Genomic DNA, 26151 nt, shown 5'->3' with positions numbered 1-26151 from the left:
AGCTAGGTTTAGGGGCCAAAAATACCGGTTTTCTTAGTCTTGAACTGGATAAATCAAGTCTTCTCCCAGTTGTTTTGTGGTATCGGGTTGATGAGCATCCTTCCGGGGCTAGGTAGTGAGGTCTAGGGCGGAGCTGCGGGTGATGATGATCCAATTTTATTCATTGGATCTCATAGGAGGTACTCCTTAGTGACTTCTCATCATCCTTTGGCGATGTGTGTATGTGATCGAGAGCATAGTGCTAAAAGCCCCGGTGCAGCGGCTGGCGCCGAGGTGTGGGGTGGCTTAAACTATAAGTAGTTGACTTATCAACTTTCCTATCCATCACGTACGCGAAAGTAGCTTAAATCATGAACCACTCTCTCCACTCCGGCTGGCCTGCGCTCAAAGTTGCCGATTGGGAGGAAACCCGCACGACTGTTCATATGTGGACACAAATCATCGGTAAGATCCGCATGGCCTACGCACCCCTCGTCAATCACTGGTGGCAAGTGGCGCTCTATGTCACCCCAGCGGGTCTAAGTACATCCGCGATCCCCTTTGAAGACGGATCCTTTGATATTGAGTTCGACTTTCTCGCCCATGAGATCCACTTCCGTCGCTCAAATGGAAAGCGGGCACATTTTGCCTTGCAATCCATGAGCGTGGCCGCGTTCTACCGTCTCGTGGCAGAGGCAATGGAGGCGATCGAGGTCCCATTCGATATTCGACCTATCCCAACCGAAGTAGACCCCGCACCTGACTTCCGCACAAATGAGACCGACGCTGCCTACGATAAGAGCGCAATCGAGGCATTTTTCCACCAACTTGTGCAGGCGAATAATCTCATCGGTGAATTCCGTGCCGACTATATTGGCAAGGTCAGTCCCGTTCACTTCTTCTTTGGTTCCTTTGATCTTGCATGCACGCGCTTTAGTGGAGAACTCGCCCCCCGCCACCCGGGCGGCGCGCCCAACTGTGGCGACTGGGTCATGGTTGAAGGTTATTCGCACGAACTATCCAGCTGCGGCTTCTGGCCGGGTGGGGGAGATGAGGGAGCATTCTATGCCTACGCCTACCCCGTGCCCGAAGGATTCGAGCGCGCAGCTATCGCCCCCGAAGGCGCTTATTATAGTGAGGAATTCCAGCAATTCCTGCTTCCCTATGGGGTAGTTCGCCAGTCGGCCGATCCTCGCGCTGCAGTCCTTGCCTTCTTACAGAGCACCTACGAGGCCGGAGCCACTCTCTTGAAATGGCCGCGTACCCAACTAGAATGCGACGACTCTAGGCTTGAAGCCTATAAGAATGGCCGCACCCCGCGTGATCTACACTCTTAAAGGTCCACCCTAGGAGCAAAACGAGAGTAGCCGAATCCCCCCTCGTGGCGAGCATATAGACCCACGAGGGGGGCTTCTGTGCCATTCGTACAATTTTCCACCTCGTAGGTTGCGCGGTAGATTGCGCGGTAGATTGCGCGACCTGTCATCCGGTGTTATATAGAATCTCCGCCGCCGCAGCTACGTTAGGGAGCCGATCGGCATTCAAGGGGGATATGAAGTGATAAAGGTGGTGTGCCAAGTGCTGAAACAAATTGGCAATCTAGCTTGCAACTTTCCTTCATACATGTTTTAATGATCAGGTTGCTTTGACAGGTGCACTGGTATCGCCCTCAAGCGGTTTCAGTGAGGCTGGCAAAGCAAACATGACACCTTCACTTAAGGTGACTTTAGTATTTAAGAGGTACGGATCCTCCTTACGAGGGTTAGCGGCCTTGTTATTACTGAAGCATCTAGGAGGTTTCTTCAAGGAGAATGAGCTCACGCGAGTTCTATTTGAAGGCCAGGATAAGTGACGTGGATGCATGGCAAATAAACAGCGGCAGTACGTAAGTGATCACCTAGGTGAAAACCTAGCGCCCGATCCCTTCCGGCTTGACTTCTTGGGTCTTGTACCCCGAGGGCTAGTGAAAAGGCCAAAGTTTGTGAGCTTTGTAGCCACATCGACATGTTCGACATTTTCCTAGCAAGTCTGGAATAGACAATCAAGTAAGAAACTGGCGTTGCGCCCAGGTATCCCAAGAACTCCTGGACAACGTTATAGAGAATAAGATGAAGCGATTCCCACCAATCCATTGTGGAAGTGGGACAAGCGAGGAAGAGGAAAGCGTGGCGGGACAAAAGATCCGCATTCGGCTAAAAGCCTACGACCACGAAGCAATTGACGCGTCTGCACGCAAAATTGTCGAGACCGTCACCCGTACGGGTGCACGAGTGGTAGGCCCAGTGCCATTGCCAACCGAAAAGAACGTATATGCCGTTATCCGTTCTCCCCATAAGTACAAGGACTCTCGCGAGCACTTCGAGATGCGCACTCACAAGCGCCTCATCGACATCCTCGACCCGACGCCGAAGACGGTCGACGCGCTCATGCGCATCGATCTTCCGGCCAGCGTCGATGTGAATATTGTGTAATCGACGACTTTCTTGGCATCCGGAGAATAAATAATGAGTGAAACTGAGATCAAGGGCATTCTGGGCCGCAAGCTCGGTATGACCCAGATCTTCGACGAAGAGAACCGCGTAGTACCGGTGACCGTCGTTGAAGCTGGGCCATGCGTTGTAACCCAGATTCGTACCCCCGAAATCGATGGCTATAGCGCCATCCAGATCGCCTTTGGCGATATCGACCCACGCAAAGTAAACAAGCCAGGCACCGGCCACTTCAACAAGGCCGGAGTTACCCCGCGCCGTCACGTAGCCGAAATTCGCATGGATGATGTATCTGGTTACGAAGTCGGCCAGGAAGTCACCGCTGATATCTTCGAAGGCACCACCTTCGTCGACGTCACCGGTACCTCCAAGGGCAAAGGCTTCGCCGGCGGCATGAAACGCCACGGCTTTGCCGGACAGGGTGCATCCCACGGTAACCAAGCAGCTCACCGCCGTGTCGGTGGTATTGGTGCTTGCGCTACCCCAGGCCGCATCTTCAAGGGCAAGCGCATGGCTGGCCGCATGGGTTCCGACCGCGTCACAACCCAGAACCTCAAGGTTCAGAAGATTGACGCCGATGCTAACCTCATCCTGATCAAGGGTGCAATCCCGGGCAACCGTGGAGGCATCGTGACCGTTAAGACCGCAGTGAAGGGCGGTGCACACGCATGAGCCATTTAACATTGGACGTCCACACCGCTCAAGGTGCCACCAATGGCACCGTTGAGTTGCCAGCAGAGATCTTCGATCGTGAAGTCTCAATCGCGCTGCTGCACCAGGTAGTCAACGCTCAGCTCGCTGCTAAGCGCCAGGGTACCCACTCCACCAAAACTCGCGGTGAAGTCCGTGGCGGTGGGCGTAAGCCTTTCCGTCAAAAGGGAACCGGTCGTGCTCGTCAGGGCTCGATCCGCGCACCTCACTTCGCCGGTGGTGGCATTTCGCACGGCCCTAAGCCACGCGATTATGCGCAGCGCACCCCGAAGAAAATGATCAAGGCCGCTCTCTTCGGCGCCCTGTCGGATCGTGCACGTAACGCACGCATCCACGTGGTGGAAGAGCTCGTTCCTGGTCAAACCCCTTCGACCAAGTCCGCAAAGACGTTCTTCGAGCGTCTCACCGATCGTCGCAACGTATTGTTCGTCGTCGGCCGTGAGGATATTACTGCCCAAAAGAGTGCTCGCAACTTAGAGCATGTCCAGGTGCTATTCGCTGATCAGCTGAACACCTATGATGTGCTCAAGTCTGATGATCTAGTATTCTCCGTCGAGGCTCTCAATACCTTCATCACCCGCACCCAGGGTGCGGTTAAGGAGGAGAACTAATGGCTAAGATCGCAAATCCCCGCGATATTATCCTCGCACCGGTTGTATCCGAGAAGTCTTATGGTCTGATGGAAGAAAACACTTATGTTTTCTACGTCGCTAAGACCGCTAATAAGACCGAAATCAAGATTGCCGTCGAGCAGATCTTCGGCGTTCAGGTAGCTTCCGTGAATACCATTAATCGAGAGGGCAAGCGCAAGCGCACTCGCTCCGGTTTTGGTTCCCGCAAAGCCACCAAGCGCGCCTACGTGACGCTCCGTGAGGGCAGCGACACAATCGACATCTTCGGCCAGAGCGCTTAAGAGAGTCGAGGTAAGGAAAAACTATGGCTATTCGTAAATACAAGCCGACAACCCCGGGTCGCCGCCAGAGCTCCGTTTCCATGTTCGAGGAGATCACTCGCTCGACCCCGGAAAAGTCCCTGGTTCGCCCACTTCCCAAGAAGGGTGGCCGTAATGTACACGGCCACATCACTGTTCGCCACAAGGGTGGTGGACATAAGCGCCAGTACCGTCTCATCGACTTCCGTCGCAATGACAAAGATGGTATCCCCGCTAAGGTCGCTCATATCGAGTACGACCCGAACCGTACCGCTAATATCGCCCTGCTGCACTACGTAGACGGCGAGAAGCGCTATATCGTGGCTCCTAAGGGCCTCAAGCAGGGGCAGATGCTCGAAGCTGGCGCCAATGCTGATATCAAGGTTGGTAACAACCTCCCACTGCGTAATATCCCAGCTGGTACCGTTATCCACTGCGTAGAACTCAAGCCTGGCGCCGGCGCCAAGCTCGCCCGTTCTGCTGGTGCATCCATCCAGTTGCTCGGTAAGGCTGGTAAATACGCTGTACTGCGTATGCCGTCTTCCGAAATCCGCCGCGTCGACATCCGTTGCCGCGCTACCGTTGGTGAGGTTGGCAATGCTGATCAAATCAACGTGCGCTGGGGCAAGGCTGGCCGTATGCGTTGGAAGGGCGTTCGCCCAACCGTCCGTGGTGTCGTTATGAACCCGGTCGACCACCCACACGGTGGTGGTGAAGGTAAGACTTCTGGTGGTCGTCACCCAGTGTCCCCATGGGGCAAGAAGGAAGGCCGTACCCGCAACCCGAACCGGTACAGCAACAATATGATCGTGCAGCGTCGCCGGTCTAATAAGAGCAAGAAGCGCTAAGAGGAGGTAAGGAAAGATGCCACGTAGCCTAAAGAAAGGCCCGTTCGTCGATGAGCACCTCCTCGCGAAGGTAGACGCTCAAAACGAAAAGGGTACGAAGCAGGTCATCAAGACCTGGTCCCGCCGTTCCACCATTCTCCCAGATTTCATTGGACACACCTTCGCCGTTCACGACGGTCGTAAGCATGTTCCAGTATTCGTAGACGACTCTATGGTCGGCCACAAACTGGGTGAATTCGCACCAACCAAGACCTTCAAGGGTCATATTAAAGACGATAAGAAGAAGGGACGTCGATAAGCGATGAGCGAAATCAATTCCGCACGCGCGACCGCCCGCTTCGTCCGCGTAACCCCTATGAAGGCTCGTCGTGTTATCGATCTCGTACGCGGCAAGTCAGTCGAAGAAGCTCTGGCTATCTTGAAGTACGCTCCCCAGCACGCTTCTGAGCCACTAGCTAAAGTGATTCATTCCGCAGCGGCCAACGCTGAGAATAACTTCGGCTTGGATCCACGCACCTTGGTCATCTCTGAAGCCTATGCTGACGAGGGCCCCACCATGCGTCGTTTCCAGCCTCGCGCCCAGGGTCGTGCTTTCGCGATCCGCAAGCGCACCAGCCACATCACCGTGGTTGTCGAGAGCCAAAAGGCAGGTGCATAAACGTGGGACAGAAGATCCATCCACACGGTCTCCGATTGGGTATCACTTCCGACTGGAAGTCCCACTGGTACGCCGATAAGAATTACGCAGAGTACCTCGCAGAAGATATCAAGATCCGCGAGTTCCTCACCAAAACCCTCGACCGCGCTGGTATCGCCGATATTGTTATCGAGCGCACCCGCGACCGCGTCCGCATCGACATCCACACCGCCCGCCCGGGTATTGTGATCGGTCGCCGTGGTTCCGAGGCTGACCGTCTGCGCGGCGAGCTCGAGAAGCTCACCCGTAAGCAGGTTGCCCTCAATATCCTCGAGGTCAAGAACGTTGACGCCAATGCACAGCTGGTTGCACAGTCGGTAGCCGAACAGCTCACCAACCGTGTGGCATTCCGCCGTGCTATGCGTAAGGCAATCCAAGGCGCTATGCGTCAGCCTCACGTCAAGGGCATCAAGGTTGTATGTTCTGGTCGTCTCGGCGGTGCCGAAATGTCTAGGACCGAGCGCTACCACGAAGGTCGCGTTCCACTACATACCCTCCGCGCCGAAATCGATTACGGCACCTACGAGGCTCACACCACCTTCGGACGCATTGGCGTCAAGGTGTGGATCTACAAGGGTGACGTTGTCGGCGGCCGTCGCGAGAGTGAAATCAACGCACCAGCAGAGCGCCGTGGCCGCGGTGACCGCAACGCACGTCCGCGTCGCGGTGGCCAGCGTCGTCAGCGCGCTGAGCAGAAGCAGGAGGGCTAAGACCTATGCTTATTCCAAAGCGCGTGAAATACCGCCGCCAGCACCGTCCACACCGTAGTGGCGTTTCTAAGGGCGGTAACCGCATTGTTTTCGGTGATTACGCAATCCAGGCTCTCGAGCCCGCCTATATCACCAACCGTCAGATCGAGTCTGCACGTATTGCAATTAACCGCCACGTCAAACGTGGTGGCAAGGTTTGGATCAATATCTTCCCAGACCGTCCACTGACCCAGAAGCCACTCGGTGTTCGTATGGGTTCCGGTAAGGGCCCTGTGGAAAAGTGGATTGCAAACGTCAAGCCGGGTCGCATTCTCTTCGAGATGAGCTACCCAAATGAGGAAACCGCTCTTGAGGCGCTGCGTCGTGCAGGCCAGAAGCTTCCTTGCAAGGTTCGTATTGTTAAGAAGGAGGACCAGTTCTAATGGCTAACGGTACCCCCGCACACGAGCTTCGCGAGCTGAACGCCGAGGAGCTAGCAACCCGCCTCTCTGAGGCTAAGGAAGAGCTGTTCAACCTGCGCTTCCAGGCCGCAACCGGTCAGTTGACCAATAACCGCCGCCTGCGTGCAGTGAAGACCGATATTGCTCGTATCTACACTGTCATTCGCGAGCGCGAACTTGGCCTGTCTGTAGTTCCAGGAGCTGAGGCTTAATTATGAGTGAGGCAAAAGTGAACAAGAAGGAAAAGGGCGCACGCAAAGTACGCACCGGTTATGTCGTCTCTGACAAGATGCAGAAGACTATCGTGGTTGAGCTCGAAGACCGTCACCAGCACGCTCTTTACGGCAAGACCATCCGTACCAACTCGAAAGTAAAGGCTCACGACGAGAATGAGATTGCCGGCATTGGCGATCTGGTTCGCATCGAAGAGACCCGTCCACTTTCAAAAGATAAGCACTTCCGTCTCGTAGAAATCGTCGAGAAGGCACGCTAAATCTGTGTGGTTGAAAGACCCTGTGAAAAAAATATCTTCACAGGGTCTTTTTTTAATGCGAAATCCGCTGAGCCAGGTCATTTAGAACCTCTACTCCCACCATCCCTGGATGATTGACGGGATACTCAACGCACTCCAGGTGCTCAATCAGATGATCCCAAGCGCTCACCGTAATCTCCGGTAACCGGGTTGCTCGATCTAGCCCCGCGGTATAGTGCACCGCTTGCCCAGAGTAAAAGCCTGCAGTGTGCTCACGCATCAACGATGCATTGTGCGCCACCATTGTCCTAATGCCATCAATTTCGTGGTCACGCAACTGGGAAAAAACTCCATGGGAATCCCTCATGGCCGCGATGATCTCAGCTGCGCTCAGGGGAGTATCATCGGCGCGCTTGAGCCCTGCCATGGCGAGAACTCCTGCCCATAACTCCTCCTCAGAGGGGATCGGCACAGATTGCCATACCTGAGGAGGGTAGGCATCAAGGAGATAGAGTCCGCTGATAGCGACACCGTCCCAGCTGTGCTGAAGTTGGCAGGCCACTTCATGAGCCACAACGCCACCCACCGACCAGCCGACAAGCACGACAGAGCTAAAATGATGGATCTGCCACAGCTCTCGAATTTTATCTAGTGAAGCTCGCGCTTGTGCCTGAATGCTGGTTGCTCGGTGCGCAGTATCGAGAATACCCAGAGATTGCATACCAAAAATGCCGCTACCTGAGTGCCGATCGTACTCTTCCAGGAGGTGCGCCAAGGGGGAATAGGACCAGGTGAGTCCACCTGCTGGAGCGAAGCAGAAAATAGCTGCCCCACCGTGATGCGGACGCAGAGTAATAACCGGATCGAAACCTCCAGCATCTGTTGAATAGTTCAGACATTTAGCCAGGCCGGAAATCGTGGGGTGGGCAAATATATCTGCCACACTAAGTTGCGGAAATTTCAGCGCCAAGTCCACCGCACTAAGCGAATGACCGCCTAGGGAAAAGAAACTCTGATCAGCATCGTTGACACGCTGCCCCAGAACCTCTTCAAAAGCCTTGTGGACTGCCTGTTCCGTGGGATCGAGTGAAATTATTGCGCCACCTGTGTGCTCTGGGACGGGGGCTGGTAGGGCCTGGGTATCTAGTTTGCCATTGGGAGTCATGGGGAAAGCGTCAAGCGCTATATAGAACGAGGGCACCATATATTCCGCGAGGAAGGAGCGTGCATGGCGATCGAGTAATTCGGGAACTTCTCGATCAGCGGGAATATAATAAGCCACAATTTTGGGGTCCCCATGGCTGTGGTCAATAACGACCGCCACGGCGAGCACCTCGGGGAGCTTCGATAGGGTATTCTCGATCTCCGCGAGCTCCACACGCTGGCCGCGAATTTTCACCTGGCTATCTGCTCGCCCCGTATAGATCAGCTCCCCATTCAACCAATAAGCCGTGTCACCGGTGTTATAGAGCGTGGTGGGGCCCAGGTGGGGGAGGGTAATAAAGTGCTGCGCGGTGAGATCTTCGCGCCCTATATATCCCAATCCCACCTGTATGCCACCAATCAGTACAGTGCCGCTAAAGCCTGGTGGCAGGGGCGCGAAATAGGGGTCAACAATATGGATATCGGTATTCCACACCGGTGCCCCAATGGGGACCAGATGATCGGTCGGTGTAAAGGTATGGGCGGTGACATCAATCGCCGCCTCGGCGGGTCCATAAAGGTTATGAATATCAGCATCAAAGAAATCCTGAGCGCGAGATGCCAGGCTTGCCTCCAATGCCTCACCTGAGCAGATAAGGGCGCGCAGATTAAAGCGAGCTGCGTCCCACTGGTCTCTTTTCGAGGGGTGTTGAGTGAAACTTAAAAAGGATGTGAGGGCGGCAGGCACAAAATGACAAATCGTGGCGTGCGCCAGAGTGAGATGGGAGGCAATGACGGCTGGATTCTTATGAGCTAGTGGCGTCGCAATCGCAGTTGGGATCCCGTGAGTAAAAGCTAAGAGATACTCCCATACTGACACATCGAAAGAACTGGGTGTTTTATGCAGCACAATATCCTCAGGTGTTATCTGGTAATACTCGCACATCCAGCTGAGTCGATTGACAATACCTGCCTGAGAATTTGCTACCGCCTTCGGGGCGCCAGTGGATCCGGAAGTAAAAAGGATATAGGCGCACTGTGGATGCGCATGGGGGGATCGGATAGGGGACGTAGGAGCTGAGCAGGTGGAATCGGTGACCCTTATAGTAGGGATCGGGTGATCGAGCGAAGTGGCAGACATTACCACGTCCGCTCCGCTGGCGTCGATCATATAGGTGCGTCGCGCTAGCGGCAGGGTGGGGTCTACTGGGCACCACGTCACTCCCATGAGAGCAAGAGCCGCGACAGTAAGAAGGAATTCCATTCCGCGTTCTATATGCAGGACGACGATATGCCCGGGCTGGAGACCGTAGCTGCGCAGAGCCGCGCATCGCCTATCAACTCTCGCCCATACCTCGGGAGCACTAAGCCAACGCAGATCTTCCCCACCGAGGTCAAAGGTACCAAGAAGTTTATCCAGCTGACCATATCGCTTGCGGGCAGCGGTGATCATCTCTCCGAGGGTCTGGTACTCGATGGCTCGTTGCTTCCCTTGGTAATGAGCAATGGAAATACGTTCATGCGCCGTAGCTACAGATTTTCCCGCAAAGAGGGGGCCACCCGAGATATCTAGTGTGCTGATAAACTCAGCGAAGCGCTGGGCGTGGTCGCGAACAAGGTGCGCGTTATTGGAGCCGCGACCCAAGACGATTATTTCTAATTCCGCTAATGGTGTGGACTGAATGATGAATTCGCAATCATTAATCGGCCCCACGGCAATGGTCTCCAGGAGTGCTTGGATCGTTGCAAATTGAAACCTCGGGCTAAAGGGCCGGAAATTTAGATGCGGCCCAATAAAACGCTCATAGGGATCCGAGATCCCTTTAAGCGCTCGCAATTGGGCCGCGCTGATATCACTATGGGCGCGGAGGAGACTCAGCGCCTTAGATACCTCGTTGATATCGATTCCAGGCTGCGGGATATGAAGATCAACGTCGAGGCCTAGAACATTGACTAAGGGGCCCTGGCTTACCAGCGCCTGTCCTAGGGGGCGGTTCATCATGGGGACCCCGATACTAATGCGCTCGGTGACGCCTGAGAGCACACCGCAATAATGAGCCAAGCTCGCCAATAATAACTCCAGCTCCTGGGCGTGATACTCGCGCGCTAAAGCCATAAATGATCGGCGCGCCGAAGCAGCTACAGTGGCCCTAGCGCTGACCATGAGTTCATCTCCCGCCGGTTCCAGCAAAGGGGGTGGGGTGACCAGCGGAGTCGCACTCCAATAATCGCGTGTCGCCGCACTCGGAGTGGGCGGTTCAAGGGTGAATTCTGCTGCCACATAGTCAGGAGGAATAAAGGGTGACGACGGTAAGTGCGCGTGATTGACGAAGGCGGTGTAGGTATCCGCTATCCAGCGGATAAGAGCATTGACAAAGAAACCATCACAGCAGATATGGTGAAAGCGAGCCAGCCAGTACACCCTATGATCTTGATCCCTAAACAGCCAGTGAGCAGAGAGTGTTTCTCCCACGAGATCGCCATTAAGCCGGGTAAGCATGATGGTGCGGGCGAACTTTCTAGGGTAATCAACGGGCGCCTCTACCACGGTCACCTGGCACGGATTCGGCTGGAGCACGGCGCGGTGCGGACTATCGTAATGAGCATTGATAACCTCCACCGATTGAATACACTGCGTGATGGCCGTGCGGAGGAGATCGATATCTACCTCGCCGTCGAAAATAATGAGCTCCGCGGTTTGGTACTGCGCGCTGGTGGGGTCAAGCATATGGGCGAACCACATAGATTGCTGCGTGGGACTCAGAGCGATGTAGGTAGTGGGGGAATGCATGATGAGTCCTTATCGGGGATAGGTAGTCGAAAAAGCGCGAGGATCGAGGTGGGCGCGTGGGTACTCGCTGAGGGCGGCGCTTAGATCGTCGAAAAGCGTCTCCCGCCACCACGCGAGGTCATGGCCGCCGTCGATAAGAGAAAATGAATGGGGCCAATCTAGGTCATCGAGGGCTGTTATTAATGACATAACATGCGGTAGGAGTTGATCCTCCCGCAGTCCTGTGGAGATATAGAAGTGGGGTAGGCGCTGTGGAATGCTCAGCTCATAGAGTTCGGTGACCAGCCATGGAAGCACCTGGTTATTTAGATCGCGCGGGCTGGCTTCCGGCCCTGGGTGCCACCACAGCGACGGTGACTGCGCAATAACCGCCCCGAAAAGATCAGCACAATTAAGAGCTATATACAGCGCCTGAAAAGCCCCAAGGCTCTGACCTGCAATGAGAGGCTTGGCGCTGCTGAGGCGATGGCCGCGGGTCTTAGCCAATTGCTGGGCCATAAGAGGTAATTGGGAAGCAATATAATGCGAAGTCTCGGGATTTACAGTGAGCATCTGGCGACGCTTATCGGGCGAGGAAAAACCAAGGCCGATAACAGCAACCGGAGGAATCATGCCGTGCGCGATGGCCTGATCGAGCGCCACCTCAAGGTGGAGACGCTGAAACCATATATCGGCGTCGAGCAGAATCAGCAGGGGCAAATCAGCACAAGGGATTGCCGGAAAATAGGAGTAGATACCCTCGGGTGAGCAATCGAAGCGCGCCGGGTGTGGGTGCGTGAGTGCATCCCATATAGGGTGTGGGGGAGCCGACCGCCCGCGGATGAGCGAGAGCCCTTTTCTCCCTTCAGAAATGAGATGACCGAATCGGGCGTGGGGGTCGAAGAAGTGAGGATAATTATTGTGCCCTGGAGGGCGATAGTGGCCAGCATTGATGCGGAAGCAATAGGAAGCGCGCACAGTTGGGGGAATTGTCAAGGTGCGGACCCACACGGATGTTCCTGGGACCTGGCGCATCAACCCGTGAGCGTGGCGTGTCTTATCGGTCAGGCGATTAATCCATACATGAACGTCATCTGGTGGAGAGACCCCGTAGGCGGGGTCAAGCTCGCAGAGATCCACAAGGAAAGTCATCTCGATCCCGGTGGGGTGATGTAGTGGGGTTCCCTGGGTGAGAAGCTGGGATAAAAAGTGCGCAGGGTTGTTCATTGTCGCACAGGCATCGATGATCTCTGCATCGCGATAAAACACTGATAACTCCCAGCTTTTTGGCTGCCTAGTAGTGGCAGCACGATGGTTATATGTCCTGTGGTTTTAGGTGCTGAGAATGTCGAGCCACTGACCAAAGGTGGGGGCAGCAATCAGGTCGTTGAATTCCACCTCGTAGCCATCGGCTCGCCATTTCTCTACCAACATAATGAGCCCCATGGAATCAAGACCGAGATCAACCATTAAAGCGTCGGCAGTGATGATCTCAGGGGAAATGCCTAAAACTGTGGCGAGTTCATCTTTTAATTGTGTCTCGGTCAGTTTCATTGGTGTGCTCCTTACTCTGATGATGGTGTGGACTCCGAAGTGCTTTGGATATATTTGAGTACTAAAGCGCGTAATTCTTTGCGGCTGGTTTTGCCCACCCCGGTGTGTGGAAATTCCTGGGCGAATTCGAAGAAATCGGGAATTTTATAGCTTGCTACACCACGGTTGCGTAGATACTGCCGTAGTTCTGCAGCACTGAGACCACTAGGCCTACTAGGCCTACTAGGACCACTAGTGCTGAGCTCGGTGTCAGTGGTGAGTACTTCGCGCACGATAAAGGCACAGGTTTTCTCCCCGTGCATGTCATCTGCTACGCCCACGAGGGCGGCGTCGCGGATCAGGGGGTGGGTGATGAGGTGGTTTTCGATGTCCTCGGCGGAGATTTTCTCGCCTCCGCGGTTAATCTGATCTTTGGAACGACCCTCAACGATCAGGTGGCCTGTGGGGAGTTGGCGGACAATATCGCCAGTGATATAGAAGCCGTCTGGGCTAAAGGAATCTGGGTCCGCGCCGTTGAAATAACTATTGATGGTATACGGGCCGCGGGTTAGCAAAATACCGGGTTCACCTGGGGCTACCGGTTGGCCAGAATCATCAATGATCCTGATCTCATCATCAGCGGAGATGGGACGGCCTTGAGTTGTGGTGACCAGCTCAGGTGGATCATCATATCTGGTATAGTTCACCAAACCTTCGGCCATCCCGAAGACCTGTTGCAACTGACACCCGAGCTCTGGGCCGATGCGGCTGGCTGCAGCGCTGGAGAATTTAGCCCCACCTACTTGGAGAATCTCCAGCGAAGAGAGATCGGGTTTGGTGTTGGCATGAACAGCAAGCCATGCGAGTGCCAAGGGAGGTACCAATGAGGTCATGGTAATAGCCTCATGAGCGATAATCTTAAAGGCCGTGGAGGGAGAGGGATCGGTGCAAAAGACGACAGTGCCACCCTTGAGCCAAACCCCTAAGACCCCGGGGGAGCTCATCGTAAAATTATGGGACACCGGCAAAATGACAAGGAAGCGGGTGTGCTCGTCGAGGCTGCATATGAGAGCGGATTCACGCACCGAATAGAGATAGTCGGCGTGGGTCCTAGGGATGAGCTTAGGGGTTCCGGTGGTTCCTCCGGAAACCTGCAAAAAGGCAAGATCTAAGGCATCGACAGCGTGGCGCGGGTAGGTAGCACCACTGAGCCACACGCCGGAGTGAAGGTAGAGGTTGTCGCTGTGGTCCTCATGTGGGCTAGCGATGATAACGGTGAGCGTAGGAAATTCTTCGCGCAAAGAATCCGCGAGTGCCGCGTGATTAAATCCTTGAAATTCGGCGGCGCACACCAGTGCTGTAGCTTTGCTCTGACTAATAAAATGCCGTAATTCGTGGCCACGGTGTGCCGGTAGGGCGAATACTGGCAGTGCCCCGAGGTGGAAGAGGGCGCCAATAGTGACGGCAAATTCGTAGATATTAGGAAGCTGCACGACCACGAAATCGCCGTTGTTTATTCCACTTTCGGCGAAAAAGGCGGCGGTAGCTTCGATATGTGTGTTGAGGTCCAGATAGCTGGAGCGGTGTATGTCTCCTCCACTGTCCTGGGCTACGAGTGCAGTGTGGTGTGGATATTTTTGCGCTTGGTGCGCAAAGAAATCAGCGAAGGTATCGGATGTCCAATATCCCCTACTGAGGTAATACGCGGCGCGCTCTGGTGGGTAGGGGGTATAGGTCATCATATCGAGTCCTTCTCGGAGCTCTGATGAGGCGGTCCTTGGGGCACGGGATGCACCACTTCTGGACCAAGATTGAGAACCGCGCGGATCGGCCCCAACTTCGTGGAGGTTTCTGCCAGTTCCTCCGCAGCTACCGAATCGGCTACAATTCCGCCCCCAGCGTACGCGGTGACATCACGTCCACCAATGAGCGCGCTCCGGATAGCCACCCGCCACTCACCGTTGCCATGGCGGTCCGACCACCCCACCGTGCCAGCATAAAAGCCGCGATCCGGTTCACGCTCTTTGAGTATCTCAAGAGCTCGGTTTTTTGGGTAACCGTTGACTGCTGCCGTGGGGTGTAATAGAGAGGCCAATTCAAGGGCAGTCATATTTTCTTTTAGTTCTCCCTGAATACGGGTCCCCAAATGCCACGTATGCGTGGTGCGAATGAGTGAAGGGTGGCGTGGAATATCCAACGTGCGGCTTAGCGGAGCGAGAATCTCTCGGAGCCCTTCGGTAACATAGGCGTGCTCAATATGATCCTTATGCGAGTTTTTTAATAACTCCGCACGCTGGTTATCGATTGTAGAGTCCTCACTGCGCGGGGCAGTGCCAGCCAAGGGCAAGGAGATGAAACTTTTACCGCGCTTGAGGAGGAGAATTTCTGGGCTGGGTCCTACGAAGTACTCGCCGTTGCCTACTGCGCTGAGATAGCCGTAGCCGGTGCCGGCACTGTGCATATATCGCGCCAGGATGGCCTCGGGGTGCGGTTCGTGAAGGAGGCGGTAACGCTGCGCGCGGGAGAGCACAATCTTGTCAACCTTCCCTGCTTTAATATCACCAATAGCGCGGTTGATTGATTCATAGTGCTGGCTAGGGCTAGGAGAATCTGTCACGGATACGACGGTGAGTGATTCCTGCTCAGTAAGGGTAGGGGTGGTAGAAGAGAACTGAAAACTGTCCGGAGCAAAAAGATAGGGTGTGCGATCAGGGTGGAAGGAAAGAGCTCCTAGAACAATTTCTCCGCCATTATTGAGGTAGTCAATTCCATCGTGCACGGTGGAGAATTTCTGAGCAATCCCGTGGGCGCTGAGGTTTTCTTCTGGTGAAATAAAAATAAAGCTGCGCATATTATTCTCCTCCCGCAGGATCTAATTGTTTGAACACGTGGCGGGTAGGAAGAACAACGCCGCACCGCTTGGCCACCCATAATAGTGCTTGTTCATGCTCGTCGCGGGTGAAGTCAGCTATGGCGTCACTGATAAGGAACGGCTGAATATCTTTCATAAAGGCATCGCCGGCACTGACTTGGCATCCCATATGCCCGTAGACTCCAGTAATGATGAGTTGATCGCGCCCACTGTACGAGAGTGCTCCAGCTAGGCAGGTCCGTTCGAAAGCCGAGTAGCGCCATTTTTCAATCACATGATCTCCTGCTTCTGGCGCCAAGGGGGCGATGATCTCCGCATCATGAGCGGTCTGCATTCCAACTCCCCACACCTCGTTAAGAAGACCCCGCTGGTGGGGGTGTTGCCGAGGGGGTTGCGCCGAATAAAAGACGGGGATGTCAAGGGAACGAGCTCGATCGGCGAGGGCTGCGATATTGGCTATGACGGTGCGGATGGGCTCCTGATCAGGGTGATAGGCGCGGATAAAATAATTTTGCATATCGTGAATCAGCAAGGCCGCTCGATACACATTGAGTTGCCAATCTGCGGCGCGCACAGCTGGCGGTTGGGGCAGACCGTAAGGAGAAATCTGGGGGATAGCCATTAAAGTGTCCAATCGCAAGATACCGGTAGAGCCTAGCTGTCGAGAGTTGCGCCCCCGTCGATACGCAGATCGTGCATCGTGATATGAGCTGATTCAGGGGAGACGAGGAAGAGGCACGCATGGGCAATATCATCAGGTTGGGCGAGTTTCTGCAGCGGAATTCCGAGGCGATACTCACTAGCGGTGCCGGCAATGACGCGCTCGCTTGCATCAACGCCATCTGGCCACATACCGGTGAGCATGGGCGTGAGTGTAGACCCTGGGGAGACGATATTGCAGCGGACATCGTAGCGAGCGCATTCGAGCCCTAAGGTGCGAGTCCAGGCTGTCACGGCTGCCTTTGACGCCCCGTAGCTGGCCATCCCGATGCGTGGAGTCGTTGCGGCATTAGAGGAAACCACAACAATGCTTCCGCGCCGCCGGGCGCACATGGCCTGGGCTATGGGTGAGACTACAGCGATGGTGCCTCCTATATTGACCTCAAAATTCTGGTTGCCAAAGAAGCTATGGTCTTCTTCTAAGCAGCGATCGGGCTGCATGACGCCAGCAACGTGGATGAGTGCATCGATTGGGCCGTGTTGATTTTCGGCGCGGGCAACGACCTGACGTACCCGTGCTTCATCGCGGATATCCACGGTGTCTTGGTCGATGGCGGTGATCGCCCGGTAGCGAGCAGTGGCATGCGCGATGACGGCACGTCCTATTCCTCCGGCTGCTCCGGTGACACAGAGATGTTGTGATGGGGAATGCATAGCTGTGGAGTTCTTTTCGCTGATTAAAGGAATGCTGATTAAGGGGATTAAGGGAATTCAAAAGTACGGTGTGCAAAGAAAATGACAGTGTCAGGCGTCTATTCATCTTTTTGCCGTCGCCGGTGCAGCCGATTTGTGATCAGGTCTACATTCCAGCCGAAGCCTTAAGCTAGAACGTAGTACAACTTTTTGTTAACTAAGCCTAACCAAAATGATGTACCCATTAAAGCACGACGATGCGATCGAGGCTAATTATTTTCCACCTTCTGGCTGAATCATCCGATGATTACTCGATTGCAAGCCGGTGGCCAGGGATAGTCATGGGTATGGACTGCCCATTTAGTGGGTGTGCTGCTTTTTTACCCCCGAGTTTTTGTGAGGTATTCAACTTTTTGAGAATCAATCGGGGCGCGTGAGGTTATCCGGCTTCTGAAAAGCTTTGGCTAACCATATCAATTAGGCGTTTACAAAAAGACTGGTCACCTTTTACGTCATTCAGCGCGAGGTGCCATTATCGCCTCAAGTGCGGATTTGCCCCGTTGAGAGCCCAGTGGGGCCGGCTTAAGCTCATCAAGCGAGAGTACGGTTGAGAAATCAGTCAAAAGGTTGACTTCTGCATCTGGCTCCCCAAGATTTTCTACAGATTTTCTACGTATATGGAGGTGATATCGAGCTTGATATCAGATCTCCCCAAATGCTCAGATACACCCTCTGGTTTCCATGGCCTGCTCACGGTGATGCTGAAAATCTATTCCCCCCAAGTCGAGCTATGTGGCCCCTTAATAGATAACAGATTAGCGGTCTGCACTTGCAGGTATGGATCAAATAAAAAACGGAAAGTGATTATATGAAGAATCTTCTCGCCCCCAAAGCTCACCAGCGCGCTCTCGCTGGACTCATGAGTATAACCGTGGTGGCCTCTGGGCTCGGCGTCGTTGCTACGACTCCCGCATTTGCCACCGAGGTTTGCGCTTCTGTGCAGGCGCCCGGCAATATGGCTCCCGAGGATATGACCCTCACCATTGACAATGCTGATGTCAAAAATTTCCGTTCGGGAGATACCATCCATCTAACCGCCAGCGGGGTCGCCCCTCGCAGCGCTGAAAACCCTTTGGTTATCAAAATTAATAAAGGTGCTAATAATTGGGTTCGCGCCGATCAGGCTCAGGGATCAAACCTCGAAATTTCGGGAACAGAAACGGAATCCCCGAACTTAATAGTTCCGTCCGATCTATTTGCTAATGGCGAATTGGATATCCACGTTGTCCTTCCGCAGGATCTTCCTAATGGCCAAAACTTCCTGACCGTCTTAGGTGGAGGGCAAGGGGGCGAACGACTGTCTTATTCTGTCCCCTTCTTTGTGGATAACACCGCAGCTGACGACGGTTTGTGTGGCACCCTCACCATCCAATCTCCTGAGATTAAAAGTGTAACCGGGTATGCCACGGACTCTCGACGTGCCAAGGCCGGCGAGATCCGCGTTTCCCTCGTCGTCGAGGGGATGATGGCAGGCGCCACACCCACGATGAGTATCGGTACCCAAGCGCTGACTCTGCCCGATGATCTCGTGGTTGATCCTGCTGGTGTATTAAAAACTACCGTGACTCTACCCGTGGGCAGTGCTCTTGCAGGAGCGCATATGCTTACTGTGAGCGATGGTACGACCACAAAGGAGCTCCGTCTGCTGACCACTGGTTATGCCATGATTAGTGAGAATGCCGCTCAAGGCTCCCAAGCTACTGTGCGAGTAGTCAATCTCCCCGATGGTACTGAACTTACGGGTGTTGGCGTGGAGGGGCAGAACTGGTTGAGCGCCCCGGTAAGCGCCGTGGGTGGAATAGCGGAGCAAACTGGAGTGATGGTTCCTGCCGACGCACCATTCCGTGAGAAGGTGCGGGCCACCTACTCCATAGCTGGTCGCGACTACACGGTTGACACCGGTGAGCGGGTCAATGCCCCTCGTGATCTCATAGCCACGGAACTCTATGATTCTCAGTCGATGGAACTAGGGAAGGGCTTATACCAGAGTGCCATCAACGATAAGACTGGCAAGCTATTTGTCACGCGGGCAAATCGCAGAGAGGATTCTTCGATCTACAAGATTGATGCTAAGACCTTCACGATAGAGCAAACTCTTGATATTCAAGATCGTGATTCCACAGGTGAGAGCGTGCGTGGAGCCTTTGGTGTTGGGTTAGATAATGAGCGTGGTCTCGTCTGGGTGAGCAATACACTGCAAGATACCGTCAGTGTCTATCGCCAAAGCGATCTCAGTCTGGTGAAGACGTGGAGCGAGGGGAGTACCGCGCATCCACGCGATGTTGTTATCGATGAGAAAACAGGTTTGGCTTATGTTTCCATGGTTTCTCGTGCCACCGGCGCTGTGCATATCTATGATCTCGAGGCTGATGCTCCCGTAGCCATTGATCTCGGCCCAGATTTTGCCATCACAATGTCACTTGCTCTTAATGCTGACAAGGGCTTGCTGTATACCACTTCGAGGGTCAACCCGAATATTGCCAAGATCGATATCGCCTCGGCGAATAAGCAGGTGACGACAAAGAGCATGGATTCAGATCTAGTGGAATCCGCATCGGGTGTCGCGTTGGATCCGGTACACAATAAGCTTTATATCACCGCGCAGGGAACCGGTAATACCGTGGTATTCGACGCCGATACCATGGACTTCATTACCGAGATTCCTACTGGAGCATCAGCGTTGAATGCCCGCTACAATCCGAGCGATGGTCGCATCTACGTGGCTCACCGCAAGGCAGGTACGGTAGTAGCGATTGATACGGAGACCGATACGGTTGTGGCCCGTCTGGACGCCGGTATGAATACGAACCATATCTCGGTCGGCGCTGACGGCACTGTCTATGCGGTCAATAAGGCAAGCCAAGCTGATCCAGAGGCCAAAGATAGACTCTTCGCCTTCAAGCTAAAGGAGCAACGAGGCGATGACATGTCGAGTTCTGATCCGCTGCCAATGTGGGCCACAGTTCTGATCTCCATCACAAGTATCCTGGGTATCTTTGGATTGATCATAGGCGGCCTGCGCAATCTAGCGATGCAGTTCGGTATTCGGTTGCCATTCTGAGGCTGCTAGCTCTTGTCATCATCTAGTTCGCTGACTGGGTACGGGGGTAGATCCCGCCCCCGTACCGGCATGGACATATAAACAAGTCCAAATTATATGACGTATCTAACATTTGGGAGCTGTTCGAGCTCTCATGCCACATTCCACTAAGGGTGACCTCATTAATTAGAGGTTTAGCTAAGGATAGATTTACCTCCCATGTGATACCTGTATCCGAATCTACCTATAAAAGCTGGCTTGAAGTGGGAAAAAGCGTTGATTTGCGCTGTGGCTTACCTTAGGATTTGCAACGAAGGACTGGTTATATCAATCGAAAGATTGAATATAAGTTACAACTTATCGGTGACAACGGTGGGATCGCTATTTTCTTGAACCTATATAAGTCGCCTGACAAATTTTGGTATCTACAAACAAAGGAATTTTTCTTCAATGAATAAAACTTCAATGAATAAAATAAGAATAAGTGGCACCCAACGCGCTCTGGCAGGACTCATGAGTGCCGCTCTCCTCGGCTCCGGTCTCGGAGTCGTCTCAAGCACCCCTGCCTTCGCTAACGATGCTGAGTGCGCTAGCGTCCAACCGCGCGCTTCTCGCGGCATCATAGGAACCGATCTGAAAATTGTCGGCGCTGATACGAAAAACTTCCGCGCAGGCGATATTGTCCGTATCACCGCAACGGACGTTGTCCCTCGCCCTGGTGGATTCCTAGTGCTGAAAATCGACAGCAATGATAAACAGTGGGACCTTGCTGCGCAATCACAAGCTTCCGGACTTCAAGGCTTTCAAGGGCGCTCCGATACTTTAGAAATACCCGCTGATATGTTCGCCGATGGCAACCTCGATGTTTCCGTCGTCCTACCTGGGAACCTGGAAAATGGCCAGCATGTCATTTCGGTCCTCGGAGGCACCGATGGTGGTACCGCTATTTCTGCTCACCTCACCTTCGATGTCAATAACACCGGCGTAGATGATGGCATTTGCATGACAAAGGTCATTGAAGCCCCCACATCTTCTCCCGAAATCACTTCAGTTCGAGGTAACGCCGCCGACAACCGCCATGGACCAGCTGGCCTGCTCCGCATCAAGATGGAAGTACCCGGTTTCACCGCCGGTGAAGAAGCAACTGTCACCATAGGCGAAGATGCTTTCTCACTCGGCACCTTCACCGTGGGCGATGATGGAGTTCTCAAAGCTAGCCTGCGTATGACGGAACCTAAGGCGCTAGCTGGCGTTCACAAAATCGTCGTCACCGCTGGCAGCATGAGCAAAGAACTCACACTTGTCACTACCGCATATGCTGAAGTTAGCGACGGAGCGCCGCAGGGCGCACCTGTGACTGTCAGCGTGGCCAACCTGCCACTTGGAGCTGAGGTCGTACGCGTGGGCACCGATGGTGCTAACTGGTTGAGTGCTCCTGTTAGCGCTGATGATCGCGGCCAAGTGGCGATAGACAATGTGATGGTCCCCGCCGATGCCCCATTCGGGGAGCCAGTAACTGTTACCTACAGCTCGTCTGGAATCGAAACCACTATTTCGGCTGGCACTAATATCAATGCCCCTAGTGCGGCTCTCAATGTTAGTGACTACGAACAGCAGTCAGTAATGCTCCCCACTGGTCTCTACCAGTCAGTCTATGATTCTCGTACCGATACAGTGATCGTTAATGGATCTAACCGCACTGATGACTCCGTCTTCTACCGCCTGGATGCTCAGGATCTCAGCAAGAAGGACGAAGTCGAAATTGCTCACCGCGATGACGAAAATGGTATCTTCGCTGCTTTTGGTATCGCCCTCGATACCGAAAATAACCTGCTGTGGGCTGCAAACTCCCGCCAGGATGCCATTGCCGCCTATGACGGAACAACACTGGAACTTAAAAAGCAATGGCCTGTAGGTACCGCACAGCATCCCCGCGATGCCATTGTGGATGAAACTACCGGCAAGGTGTACTTCTCCCTGGCAGATCGAGACCACGGCAAAGTCTTGGTCGCTGATCCAAACCTCGAGCTAGATCCAGTAGAGATTTCCTTGACCGAGGATTTCAAACTCGCGATGGATCTCGAACTCGATTCGGCTAAGGGTTATCTCTATACCGTTGCCCGAAACTCCAACCATGTGGCAAAGATCAACGTGAAAACTAACGGCGTTGAGCTCTTCACGGTTGACGGTTTAATTGGCGGAACCGGAGTGGCTCTCGATCCAGAACGCAACGAGCTATATATTTCATCCCAGAAAACCGGTGAGACTACGATTCTCGATGCGGACACCGGAAATAAGAAGCAGACTATCCGTACTGGTGCGACCGGACTTGGTGTCGCTTATAACCCTGTGGACAAGCGCGTTTATGTGGCCAACCGTGGTGATGGCAACCTCATTGCTATTGATCCCGCAACCAAGGATATCGTTGCAAAGATTCCAGTTGGGCCTTTAGCTAACCATGTGAATGTCGGCCCCGACGGTACCGTCTATGTGACAAATAAGGCCCGCGCGGGTGTCGGCGACGATCGGCAGGACGGCTTCTACGCTTTAAAGCTCAAGGAGCAAACCCCACCGCAATCCCCCAGCGGAAACGATGGGACCTCTAGCGAAAGCGGTCTGCCTGAGTGGGCGACTATCGTGCTCTCAATAGTCGGATCGCTAGGAATACTCGCCGTGATCCTCGGTGGTTTACGCACCCTTGCGATGCAGTTAGGCATCCGCCTGCCTTTCTAAAACACCAAGCGATCGTAAATTCCTACCTAGGTTTTCCTTCTCATCAAAGGAAGACCTAGGTACGGGATTACTGATCCACTAGGGGAATGGGGTTGCGGCCCTATTCCCCTCGTGCTGTCTTCTTCTCCAGCAGATAAAGACCTACGCCTACATGATGACCGCATCATGTGTACCCTCTCAACCTGCTTATGAAAAAGGAATCCATGAACGCCTTGCCATCCATGCTTCGTCCCCACCTCTTAGCGGGGCTCGCAGCCCTTCTGATCCCAGGATTAGTAGCGTGCTCATCTCAAGACGTGCCGCAGGATACGCAATCCTCCAATCGCACTATCACCGATATCGATGGTCAAAACGTTGTCGTACCGCTTTCCCCTCAGCGCGTGGTAGCACTATCTGAACCTACTTTAGATAACCTCCTCGCCCTGGGTATCACCCCGGTCGGGGCGGTGGCAGGCCGCGGGCAAGCAACCTTGCCCAACTATCTTATTGAGATAGCAGGTGACGTACCGCTGTTGGGAAATGTTGCCCAACCCAACTTCGAAGCCATTGCCACGGCTCAACCCGATATTATTTTCGTCGACGGCACCAGCATTAATAACAATCCGCCTGTGATTGCAGCCCTCAACAAAATCGCCCCAGTGGTTTATACCGGTTGGGCGGGGGGTGATTGGCGCGATAATCTCCGCATCACTGCAGACGCCATGAACCTCAGCGATGAAGGCGAGAAATTGATCACAGCCTACGATAAAAAAACTGAAAAAGTATCTAAGGAACTCGACGCCTACGCGGATTCCACCTTTAGCGTTGTGCGCTGGCAGGGCAATAGCGCCTCCATGATCTTAAAGGAACTCCCTGCTGGTCGAGCCCTCGAGGACGTTGGACTGCGACGCCCACCCAATCAAGATCGCGAAGGGCGTGGTCACTCCGACCCCGTTTCCTTGGAGAATCTCCATGATATTGACGCAGACTATATATTCTTTGGCACCCTCGGAGGCTCTGCCGTTAACAACCCCCAAGCAGGCGGTAGCGCTGGGGTAGAAGAGGCCGTAAAAGCCATTACAGCAGCTAAAGATATTCCGGGTTTTAGTGCCCTCGAGGCTTTTCAGCAAGACCATATCATCCCAGTGGATGGCTCCGTATGGACATCCGCAGGCGGCCCGATCCTGATGAATCGCCTGATCGACGATATCGTAGAAAAACTCGTCTAAGAGAGTAGAAATGTCATGACCATAATGACTCACACTTCCATCTACCGCAGCGCAGCACTGAGGCTTAGCGTAGGGCTTAGCGTAGGGCTTAGCATGGGGCTTATTGCTCTCATCGCGCCAGCACAATGGGCCTATGCCAATGAAGAATCAACCACGGCTACGCCAGTAAGTGATGCCGAGGCCGAGAGCGAGTACATCGATATTGACGTCGATGATGCTCAGCTCAGCGTACAAAGAGATGCCACATCTGGCGACAAACTACGCATCAAGGGTTCAGGGTGGACCAACCAAGCAGGGACCGGTTCCACTATTACGGTGAAATTGAATTATCTGAAAGACGGAGTAGTTGCCCAGTACCAGCGCGGTGGCTCAGATACCGGCAATCCGGACCCAGACGATGTCTTCTCCCACCCCAAAAGTGGTGTCAAAGATCGAACGATCTTCTGGCAATTCGTAGCCGACCCGGATGGTTCTTTTGATGTCACCCAAACTCTTCCCCTCAATCTCAGCCCGGGTCAGATGCTCACGATTAACTTCGCTTCTGGTCTCGTCGAGGGAGATACTTCCCGAACCGTGGTCACCCCGTCGCTTCGGGTTGAGGGGCAGCAGTGGATTGCACCACCATCTGATAAGCCCACCTGCCAGTCACCTGTCGCCTCACCGGAGGCTATAGTCTCGGAATTTCCCGACGAGAATAATACGCTGCTGGTCGAAGGGCGCGGTTTTTGCAATACATTGCCCAACGGCGGCGGAGCTCGTGTTGTTATCAAATTTAACTTCGGTGGCATCAAACACTTCGAAGAATTTGCGGTGCACCCCAACCTCACTGTATGGGATATCGTTGTCACAAATGACGCAGACGGCAGCTTCTCACACCGCGTGCGGCTGCCTGAAGACACCCGCGGGCAGTGGGGAACCCCCACTCCGCTCAGCGAGGGGGAACACACCCTCAACGTATTATCAGGTTCTCTCCAAAGTGGCGATATATCTCGGTCCATTCCGCTGACTTTTATCAACGGTGAGTACAGCCCCAACGGAGTCCCTGATCCTATTGATTACAAGGCCGATCTGATACCCGCTAATCGCGCCGGGGTGTCTATTCGCCCCTTCGATACCGACCTCATTATCGAGATACCTGAGGGACAGCCTGGGGATTGGGTGTATATTTCCACCTACCTCCCCGATGGTTCCCCCAGAATTCCGTGGAAAGATCAGTGGTTTAGACTCAGCGATACCAGGAGTGTACTGCTGCCTAATAACGAGGACATTCCCGAGGGACCGTTGAAATTTGTGGTACAAAATGGCAATCGTGGTCAGCGCGGTGAGCTTATTGGCTGGGTTGACTATGAGTTCAAAGCGATCAGCTCCACGACAACAACCACCGCCCCAACCAGTGCTTATGGAGTTATCGCTAGGGAATTAGGACTTCTCAATAACAGCCTGACCACCTTGGAAAAAACCATCGACACTCAATTCCTTGCCCCCAATGAACAAGATAATAACGAGGATCAAGCCACACAGGGTGATACGGCTGGTGCAGATGAAACTGAGCAGGAGATCATTACTCGCCGAATCGTGCGTCGCCGTAGCTTAGTGGCCCCCACAACGGCAACGAACAGGGTACAAGGTCCGAGCTACGACAGCCGCCCAATATCACCAGTAGATCCACCTGTAACAAGCATCGGTGAATTGAATTTCTCGAATGCCGGCAATGTCACCGGCACTGTTGAGGGGGAGCAACTAGCCATCAAGGTTCCAGATTTATGGACGGGACAGTGGGCGAATCTCTATGTCTACCCCGATCTTCCAGGCCAAGAACCTATCGACGCCGGCTGGGTACAGGTAGATCAGTCAGGAACTGTCTATCTGGATACCAGCGGGTTGCCCGATGGTGACTATGCCATCAGCCTCAGCGATCGCGGCGGGAATCTGGTTGGATGGCTCGATCTCGGGCTTGGTTCTTCTGCAAGTCTTGAAGCTCAGCAACAAGGCCTAGCTCCTCAGAATGCGCAAGCAGATACCATTCGCCCAGTCATTAAAGCTAACGGGCTCATGGGCCCCACCGACTGGGTGTTAATCCTCGCCTCGCTCATCGTCACTGCTTTGACTGCAGCTGGAGTTTCATTGACTGCGGGCAGAAAACATGCCTAACCATCGCAATT

24 protein-coding genes are annotated in these 26151 nt (G+C 53.9%); 16 read left to right on the top strand and 8 right to left on the bottom strand.

What is annotated here, in order from left to right; genetic code table 11:
* Positions 1-350 precede the first annotated feature (350 nt).
* Positions 351-1316, top strand: coding sequence for a DUF5996 family protein (locus NXS13_RS03450; RefSeq protein WP_259289367.1), 966 nt, complete (start codon positions 351-353; stop codon positions 1314-1316).
* Here the strand turns inward: NXS13_RS03450 and NXS13_RS03445 are convergent.
* On the bottom strand, positions 1313-1465 hold the full coding sequence (locus tag NXS13_RS03445) for a hypothetical protein (RefSeq protein WP_259289366.1): 153 nt from the start codon (positions 1463-1465) through the stop codon (positions 1313-1315). The genes NXS13_RS03450 and NXS13_RS03445 overlap by 4 nt on opposite strands.
* A 679-nt stretch (positions 1466-2144) precedes the next feature.
* On the opposite strand from NXS13_RS03445, the gene rpsJ reads away from it, so the two are divergent.
* The 11 genes from rpsJ to rpsQ are packed head-to-tail and all read left to right on the top strand — an operon-like array spanning position 2145 to position 7298.
* Positions 2145-2450: a 30S ribosomal protein S10 gene (gene rpsJ, locus NXS13_RS03440; RefSeq protein ID WP_259077445.1), complete on the top strand. Its 306-nt coding sequence runs from the start codon at positions 2145-2147 to the stop codon at positions 2448-2450.
* Positions 2451-2483: 33 nt separating this feature from the next.
* A complete protein-coding gene (gene rplC / locus NXS13_RS03435; protein WP_259077442.1) occupies positions 2484-3140 on the top strand; it encodes a 50S ribosomal protein L3 in 657 nt (218 codons plus the stop codon).
* Positions 3137-3790 (top strand): 50S ribosomal protein L4, encoded by a 654-nt coding sequence (gene rplD, locus NXS13_RS03430; protein WP_259077441.1) that lies wholly within the window; start codon positions 3137-3139, stop codon positions 3788-3790. Before rplC ends, rplD begins: the two co-directional genes overlap by 4 nt.
* Positions 3790-4092 carry a 50S ribosomal protein L23 gene (gene rplW, locus NXS13_RS03425; RefSeq protein WP_259077439.1) on the top strand — a complete coding sequence of 101 codons (303 nt, stop codon included), beginning with the start codon at positions 3790-3792 and terminating at the stop codon, positions 4090-4092. The genes rplD and rplW overlap by 1 nt, the downstream gene beginning before the upstream one ends.
* A gap of 23 nt (positions 4093-4115) precedes the next feature.
* Positions 4116-4958 (top strand): 50S ribosomal protein L2, encoded by an 843-nt coding sequence (gene rplB / locus NXS13_RS03420; RefSeq protein WP_259077437.1) that lies wholly within the window; start codon positions 4116-4118, stop codon positions 4956-4958.
* A 16-nt stretch (positions 4959-4974) separates the two neighbouring features.
* A complete protein-coding gene (rpsS, locus tag NXS13_RS03415; protein ID WP_207118735.1) occupies positions 4975-5256 on the top strand; it encodes a 30S ribosomal protein S19 in 282 nt (93 codons plus the stop codon).
* Positions 5257-5259: 3 nt separating this feature from the next.
* Entirely contained in the window at positions 5260-5616 is a 357-nt protein-coding gene (rplV, locus tag NXS13_RS03410) for a 50S ribosomal protein L22 (protein WP_259077431.1), read from the top strand.
* A 2-nt stretch (positions 5617-5618) separates the two neighbouring features.
* The gene (rpsC, locus tag NXS13_RS03405; RefSeq protein ID WP_259077429.1) at positions 5619-6365 is read left to right on the top strand and encodes a 30S ribosomal protein S3; all 747 of its coding nucleotides are present in this window, start codon (positions 5619-5621) and stop codon (positions 6363-6365) included.
* A gap of 5 nt (positions 6366-6370) precedes the next feature.
* Positions 6371-6787 (top strand): 50S ribosomal protein L16, encoded by a 417-nt coding sequence (gene rplP, locus NXS13_RS03400; protein ID WP_259077427.1) that lies wholly within the window; start codon positions 6371-6373, stop codon positions 6785-6787.
* Positions 6787-7017: a 50S ribosomal protein L29 gene (gene rpmC, locus NXS13_RS03395; protein ID WP_259077419.1), complete on the top strand. Its 231-nt coding sequence runs from the start codon at positions 6787-6789 to the stop codon at positions 7015-7017. Before rplP ends, rpmC begins: the two co-directional genes overlap by 1 nt.
* A gap of 2 nt (positions 7018-7019) precedes the next feature.
* Positions 7020-7298: a 30S ribosomal protein S17 gene (gene rpsQ / locus NXS13_RS03390; protein WP_259077418.1), complete on the top strand. Its 279-nt coding sequence runs from the start codon at positions 7020-7022 to the stop codon at positions 7296-7298.
* Positions 7299-7350: 52 nt separating this feature from the next.
* Here the strand turns inward: rpsQ and NXS13_RS03385 are convergent, their stop codons facing one another.
* The 7 genes from NXS13_RS03385 to NXS13_RS03355 all read right to left on the bottom strand — a co-directional run bounded on the left by NXS13_RS03385 (position 7351) and on the right by NXS13_RS03355 (position 16969).
* Complete coding sequence (locus NXS13_RS03385; RefSeq protein ID WP_259289365.1) at positions 7351-11211, bottom strand: AMP-binding protein; 3861 nt, start codon at positions 11209-11211, stop codon at positions 7351-7353.
* A gap of 9 nt (positions 11212-11220) precedes the next feature.
* Complete coding sequence (locus NXS13_RS03380) at positions 11221-12459, bottom strand: alpha/beta hydrolase-fold protein (protein WP_259157985.1); 1239 nt, start codon at positions 12457-12459, stop codon at positions 11221-11223.
* A gap of 63 nt (positions 12460-12522) precedes the next feature.
* Positions 12523-12744 carry a phosphopantetheine-binding protein gene (locus NXS13_RS03375; RefSeq protein ID WP_259077398.1) on the bottom strand — a complete coding sequence of 74 codons (222 nt, stop codon included), beginning with the start codon at positions 12742-12744 and terminating at the stop codon, positions 12523-12525.
* Between the two features lie 11 nt (positions 12745-12755).
* Positions 12756-14465, bottom strand: a complete 1710-nt coding sequence (locus tag NXS13_RS03370) for a (2,3-dihydroxybenzoyl)adenylate synthase (protein ID WP_259077397.1) — start codon at positions 14463-14465, stop codon at positions 12756-12758.
* Positions 14462-15574: an isochorismate synthase MenF gene (locus NXS13_RS03365; protein WP_259077396.1), complete on the bottom strand. Its 1113-nt coding sequence runs from the start codon at positions 15572-15574 to the stop codon at positions 14462-14464. The genes NXS13_RS03370 and NXS13_RS03365 overlap by 4 nt, the downstream gene beginning before the upstream one ends.
* Position 15575: 1 nt before the next feature.
* Positions 15576-16217, bottom strand: a complete 642-nt coding sequence (locus NXS13_RS03360; protein ID WP_259077393.1) for an isochorismatase family protein — start codon at positions 16215-16217, stop codon at positions 15576-15578.
* Positions 16218-16249: 32 nt separating this feature from the next.
* Positions 16250-16969, bottom strand: a complete 720-nt coding sequence (locus tag NXS13_RS03355) for an SDR family oxidoreductase (protein ID WP_259077383.1) — start codon at positions 16967-16969, stop codon at positions 16250-16252.
* A gap of 847 nt (positions 16970-17816) precedes the next feature.
* Between NXS13_RS03355 and NXS13_RS03350 the strand changes: the two genes are divergently transcribed.
* The 4 genes from NXS13_RS03350 to NXS13_RS03335 all read left to right on the top strand — a co-directional run bounded on the left by NXS13_RS03350 (position 17817) and on the right by NXS13_RS03335 (position 26140).
* The gene (locus tag NXS13_RS03350; RefSeq protein ID WP_259289364.1) at positions 17817-20069 is read left to right on the top strand and encodes a YncE family protein; all 2253 of its coding nucleotides are present in this window, start codon (positions 17817-17819) and stop codon (positions 20067-20069) included.
* 429 nt (positions 20070-20498) lie between these two features.
* Positions 20499-22781 (top strand): YncE family protein, encoded by a 2283-nt coding sequence (locus tag NXS13_RS03345; protein WP_259077379.1) that lies wholly within the window; start codon positions 20499-20501, stop codon positions 22779-22781.
* 203 nt (positions 22782-22984) lie between these two features.
* The gene (locus NXS13_RS03340) at positions 22985-23989 is read left to right on the top strand and encodes an iron-siderophore ABC transporter substrate-binding protein (RefSeq protein ID WP_259077377.1); all 1005 of its coding nucleotides are present in this window, start codon (positions 22985-22987) and stop codon (positions 23987-23989) included.
* A 24-nt stretch (positions 23990-24013) separates the two neighbouring features.
* Complete coding sequence (locus NXS13_RS03335; RefSeq protein ID WP_259289363.1) at positions 24014-26140, top strand: hypothetical protein; 2127 nt, start codon at positions 24014-24016, stop codon at positions 26138-26140.
* The last annotated feature ends 11 nt before the right edge of the window (positions 26141-26151 follow it).

Source organism: Corynebacterium sp. ES2730-CONJ (genome assembly GCF_024834055.1).
Taxonomy (GTDB): domain Bacteria; phylum Actinomycetota; class Actinomycetes; order Mycobacteriales; family Mycobacteriaceae; genus Corynebacterium.
This window is presented reverse-complemented; position numbering and strand designations above follow the sequence as displayed.

What these genes read in the sequence shown, in the direction of transcription:
- NXS13_RS03450 (WP_259289367.1), top strand. Translation starts at nt 351, where the DNA reads ATGAACCACTCTCTCCACTCCGGCTGGCCTGCGCTCAAAGTTGCCGAT.
- NXS13_RS03445 (WP_259289366.1), bottom strand. Translation starts at nt 1,465, where the DNA reads ATGACAGGTCGCGCAATCTACCGCGCAATCTACCGCGCAACCTACGAG.
- rplC (WP_259077442.1), top strand. Translation starts at nt 2,484, where the DNA reads ATGAGTGAAACTGAGATCAAGGGCATTCTGGGCCGCAAGCTCGGTATG.
- rplD (WP_259077441.1), top strand. Translation starts at nt 3,137, where the DNA reads ATGAGCCATTTAACATTGGACGTCCACACCGCTCAAGGTGCCACCAAT.
- rplW (WP_259077439.1), top strand. Translation starts at nt 3,790, where the DNA reads ATGGCTAAGATCGCAAATCCCCGCGATATTATCCTCGCACCGGTTGTA.
- rplB (WP_259077437.1), top strand. Translation starts at nt 4,116, where the DNA reads ATGGCTATTCGTAAATACAAGCCGACAACCCCGGGTCGCCGCCAGAGC.
- rpsS (WP_207118735.1), top strand. Translation starts at nt 4,975, where the DNA reads ATGCCACGTAGCCTAAAGAAAGGCCCGTTCGTCGATGAGCACCTCCTC.
- rplV (WP_259077431.1), top strand. Translation starts at nt 5,260, where the DNA reads ATGAGCGAAATCAATTCCGCACGCGCGACCGCCCGCTTCGTCCGCGTA.
- rplP (WP_259077427.1), top strand. Translation starts at nt 6,371, where the DNA reads ATGCTTATTCCAAAGCGCGTGAAATACCGCCGCCAGCACCGTCCACAC.
- rpmC (WP_259077419.1), top strand. Translation starts at nt 6,787, where the DNA reads ATGGCTAACGGTACCCCCGCACACGAGCTTCGCGAGCTGAACGCCGAG.
- rpsQ (WP_259077418.1), top strand. Translation starts at nt 7,020, where the DNA reads ATGAGTGAGGCAAAAGTGAACAAGAAGGAAAAGGGCGCACGCAAAGTA.
- NXS13_RS03385 (WP_259289365.1), bottom strand. Translation starts at nt 11,211, where the DNA reads ATGCATTCCCCCACTACCTACATCGCTCTGAGTCCCACGCAGCAATCT.
- NXS13_RS03375 (WP_259077398.1), bottom strand. Translation starts at nt 12,744, where the DNA reads ATGAAACTGACCGAGACACAATTAAAAGATGAACTCGCCACAGTTTTA.
- NXS13_RS03370 (WP_259077397.1), bottom strand. Translation starts at nt 14,465, where the DNA reads ATGATGACCTATACCCCCTACCCACCAGAGCGCGCCGCGTATTACCTC.
- NXS13_RS03365 (WP_259077396.1), bottom strand. Translation starts at nt 15,574, where the DNA reads ATGCGCAGCTTTATTTTTATTTCACCAGAAGAAAACCTCAGCGCCCAC.
- NXS13_RS03360 (WP_259077393.1), bottom strand. Translation starts at nt 16,217, where the DNA reads ATGGCTATCCCCCAGATTTCTCCTTACGGTCTGCCCCAACCGCCAGCT.
- NXS13_RS03355 (WP_259077383.1), bottom strand. Translation starts at nt 16,969, where the DNA reads ATGCATTCCCCATCACAACATCTCTGTGTCACCGGAGCAGCCGGAGGA.
- NXS13_RS03350 (WP_259289364.1), top strand. Translation starts at nt 17,817, where the DNA reads ATGAAGAATCTTCTCGCCCCCAAAGCTCACCAGCGCGCTCTCGCTGGA.
- NXS13_RS03345 (WP_259077379.1), top strand. Translation starts at nt 20,499, where the DNA reads ATGAATAAAACTTCAATGAATAAAATAAGAATAAGTGGCACCCAACGC.
- NXS13_RS03340 (WP_259077377.1), top strand. Translation starts at nt 22,985, where the DNA reads ATGAACGCCTTGCCATCCATGCTTCGTCCCCACCTCTTAGCGGGGCTC.
- NXS13_RS03335 (WP_259289363.1), top strand. Translation starts at nt 24,014, where the DNA reads ATGACTCACACTTCCATCTACCGCAGCGCAGCACTGAGGCTTAGCGTA.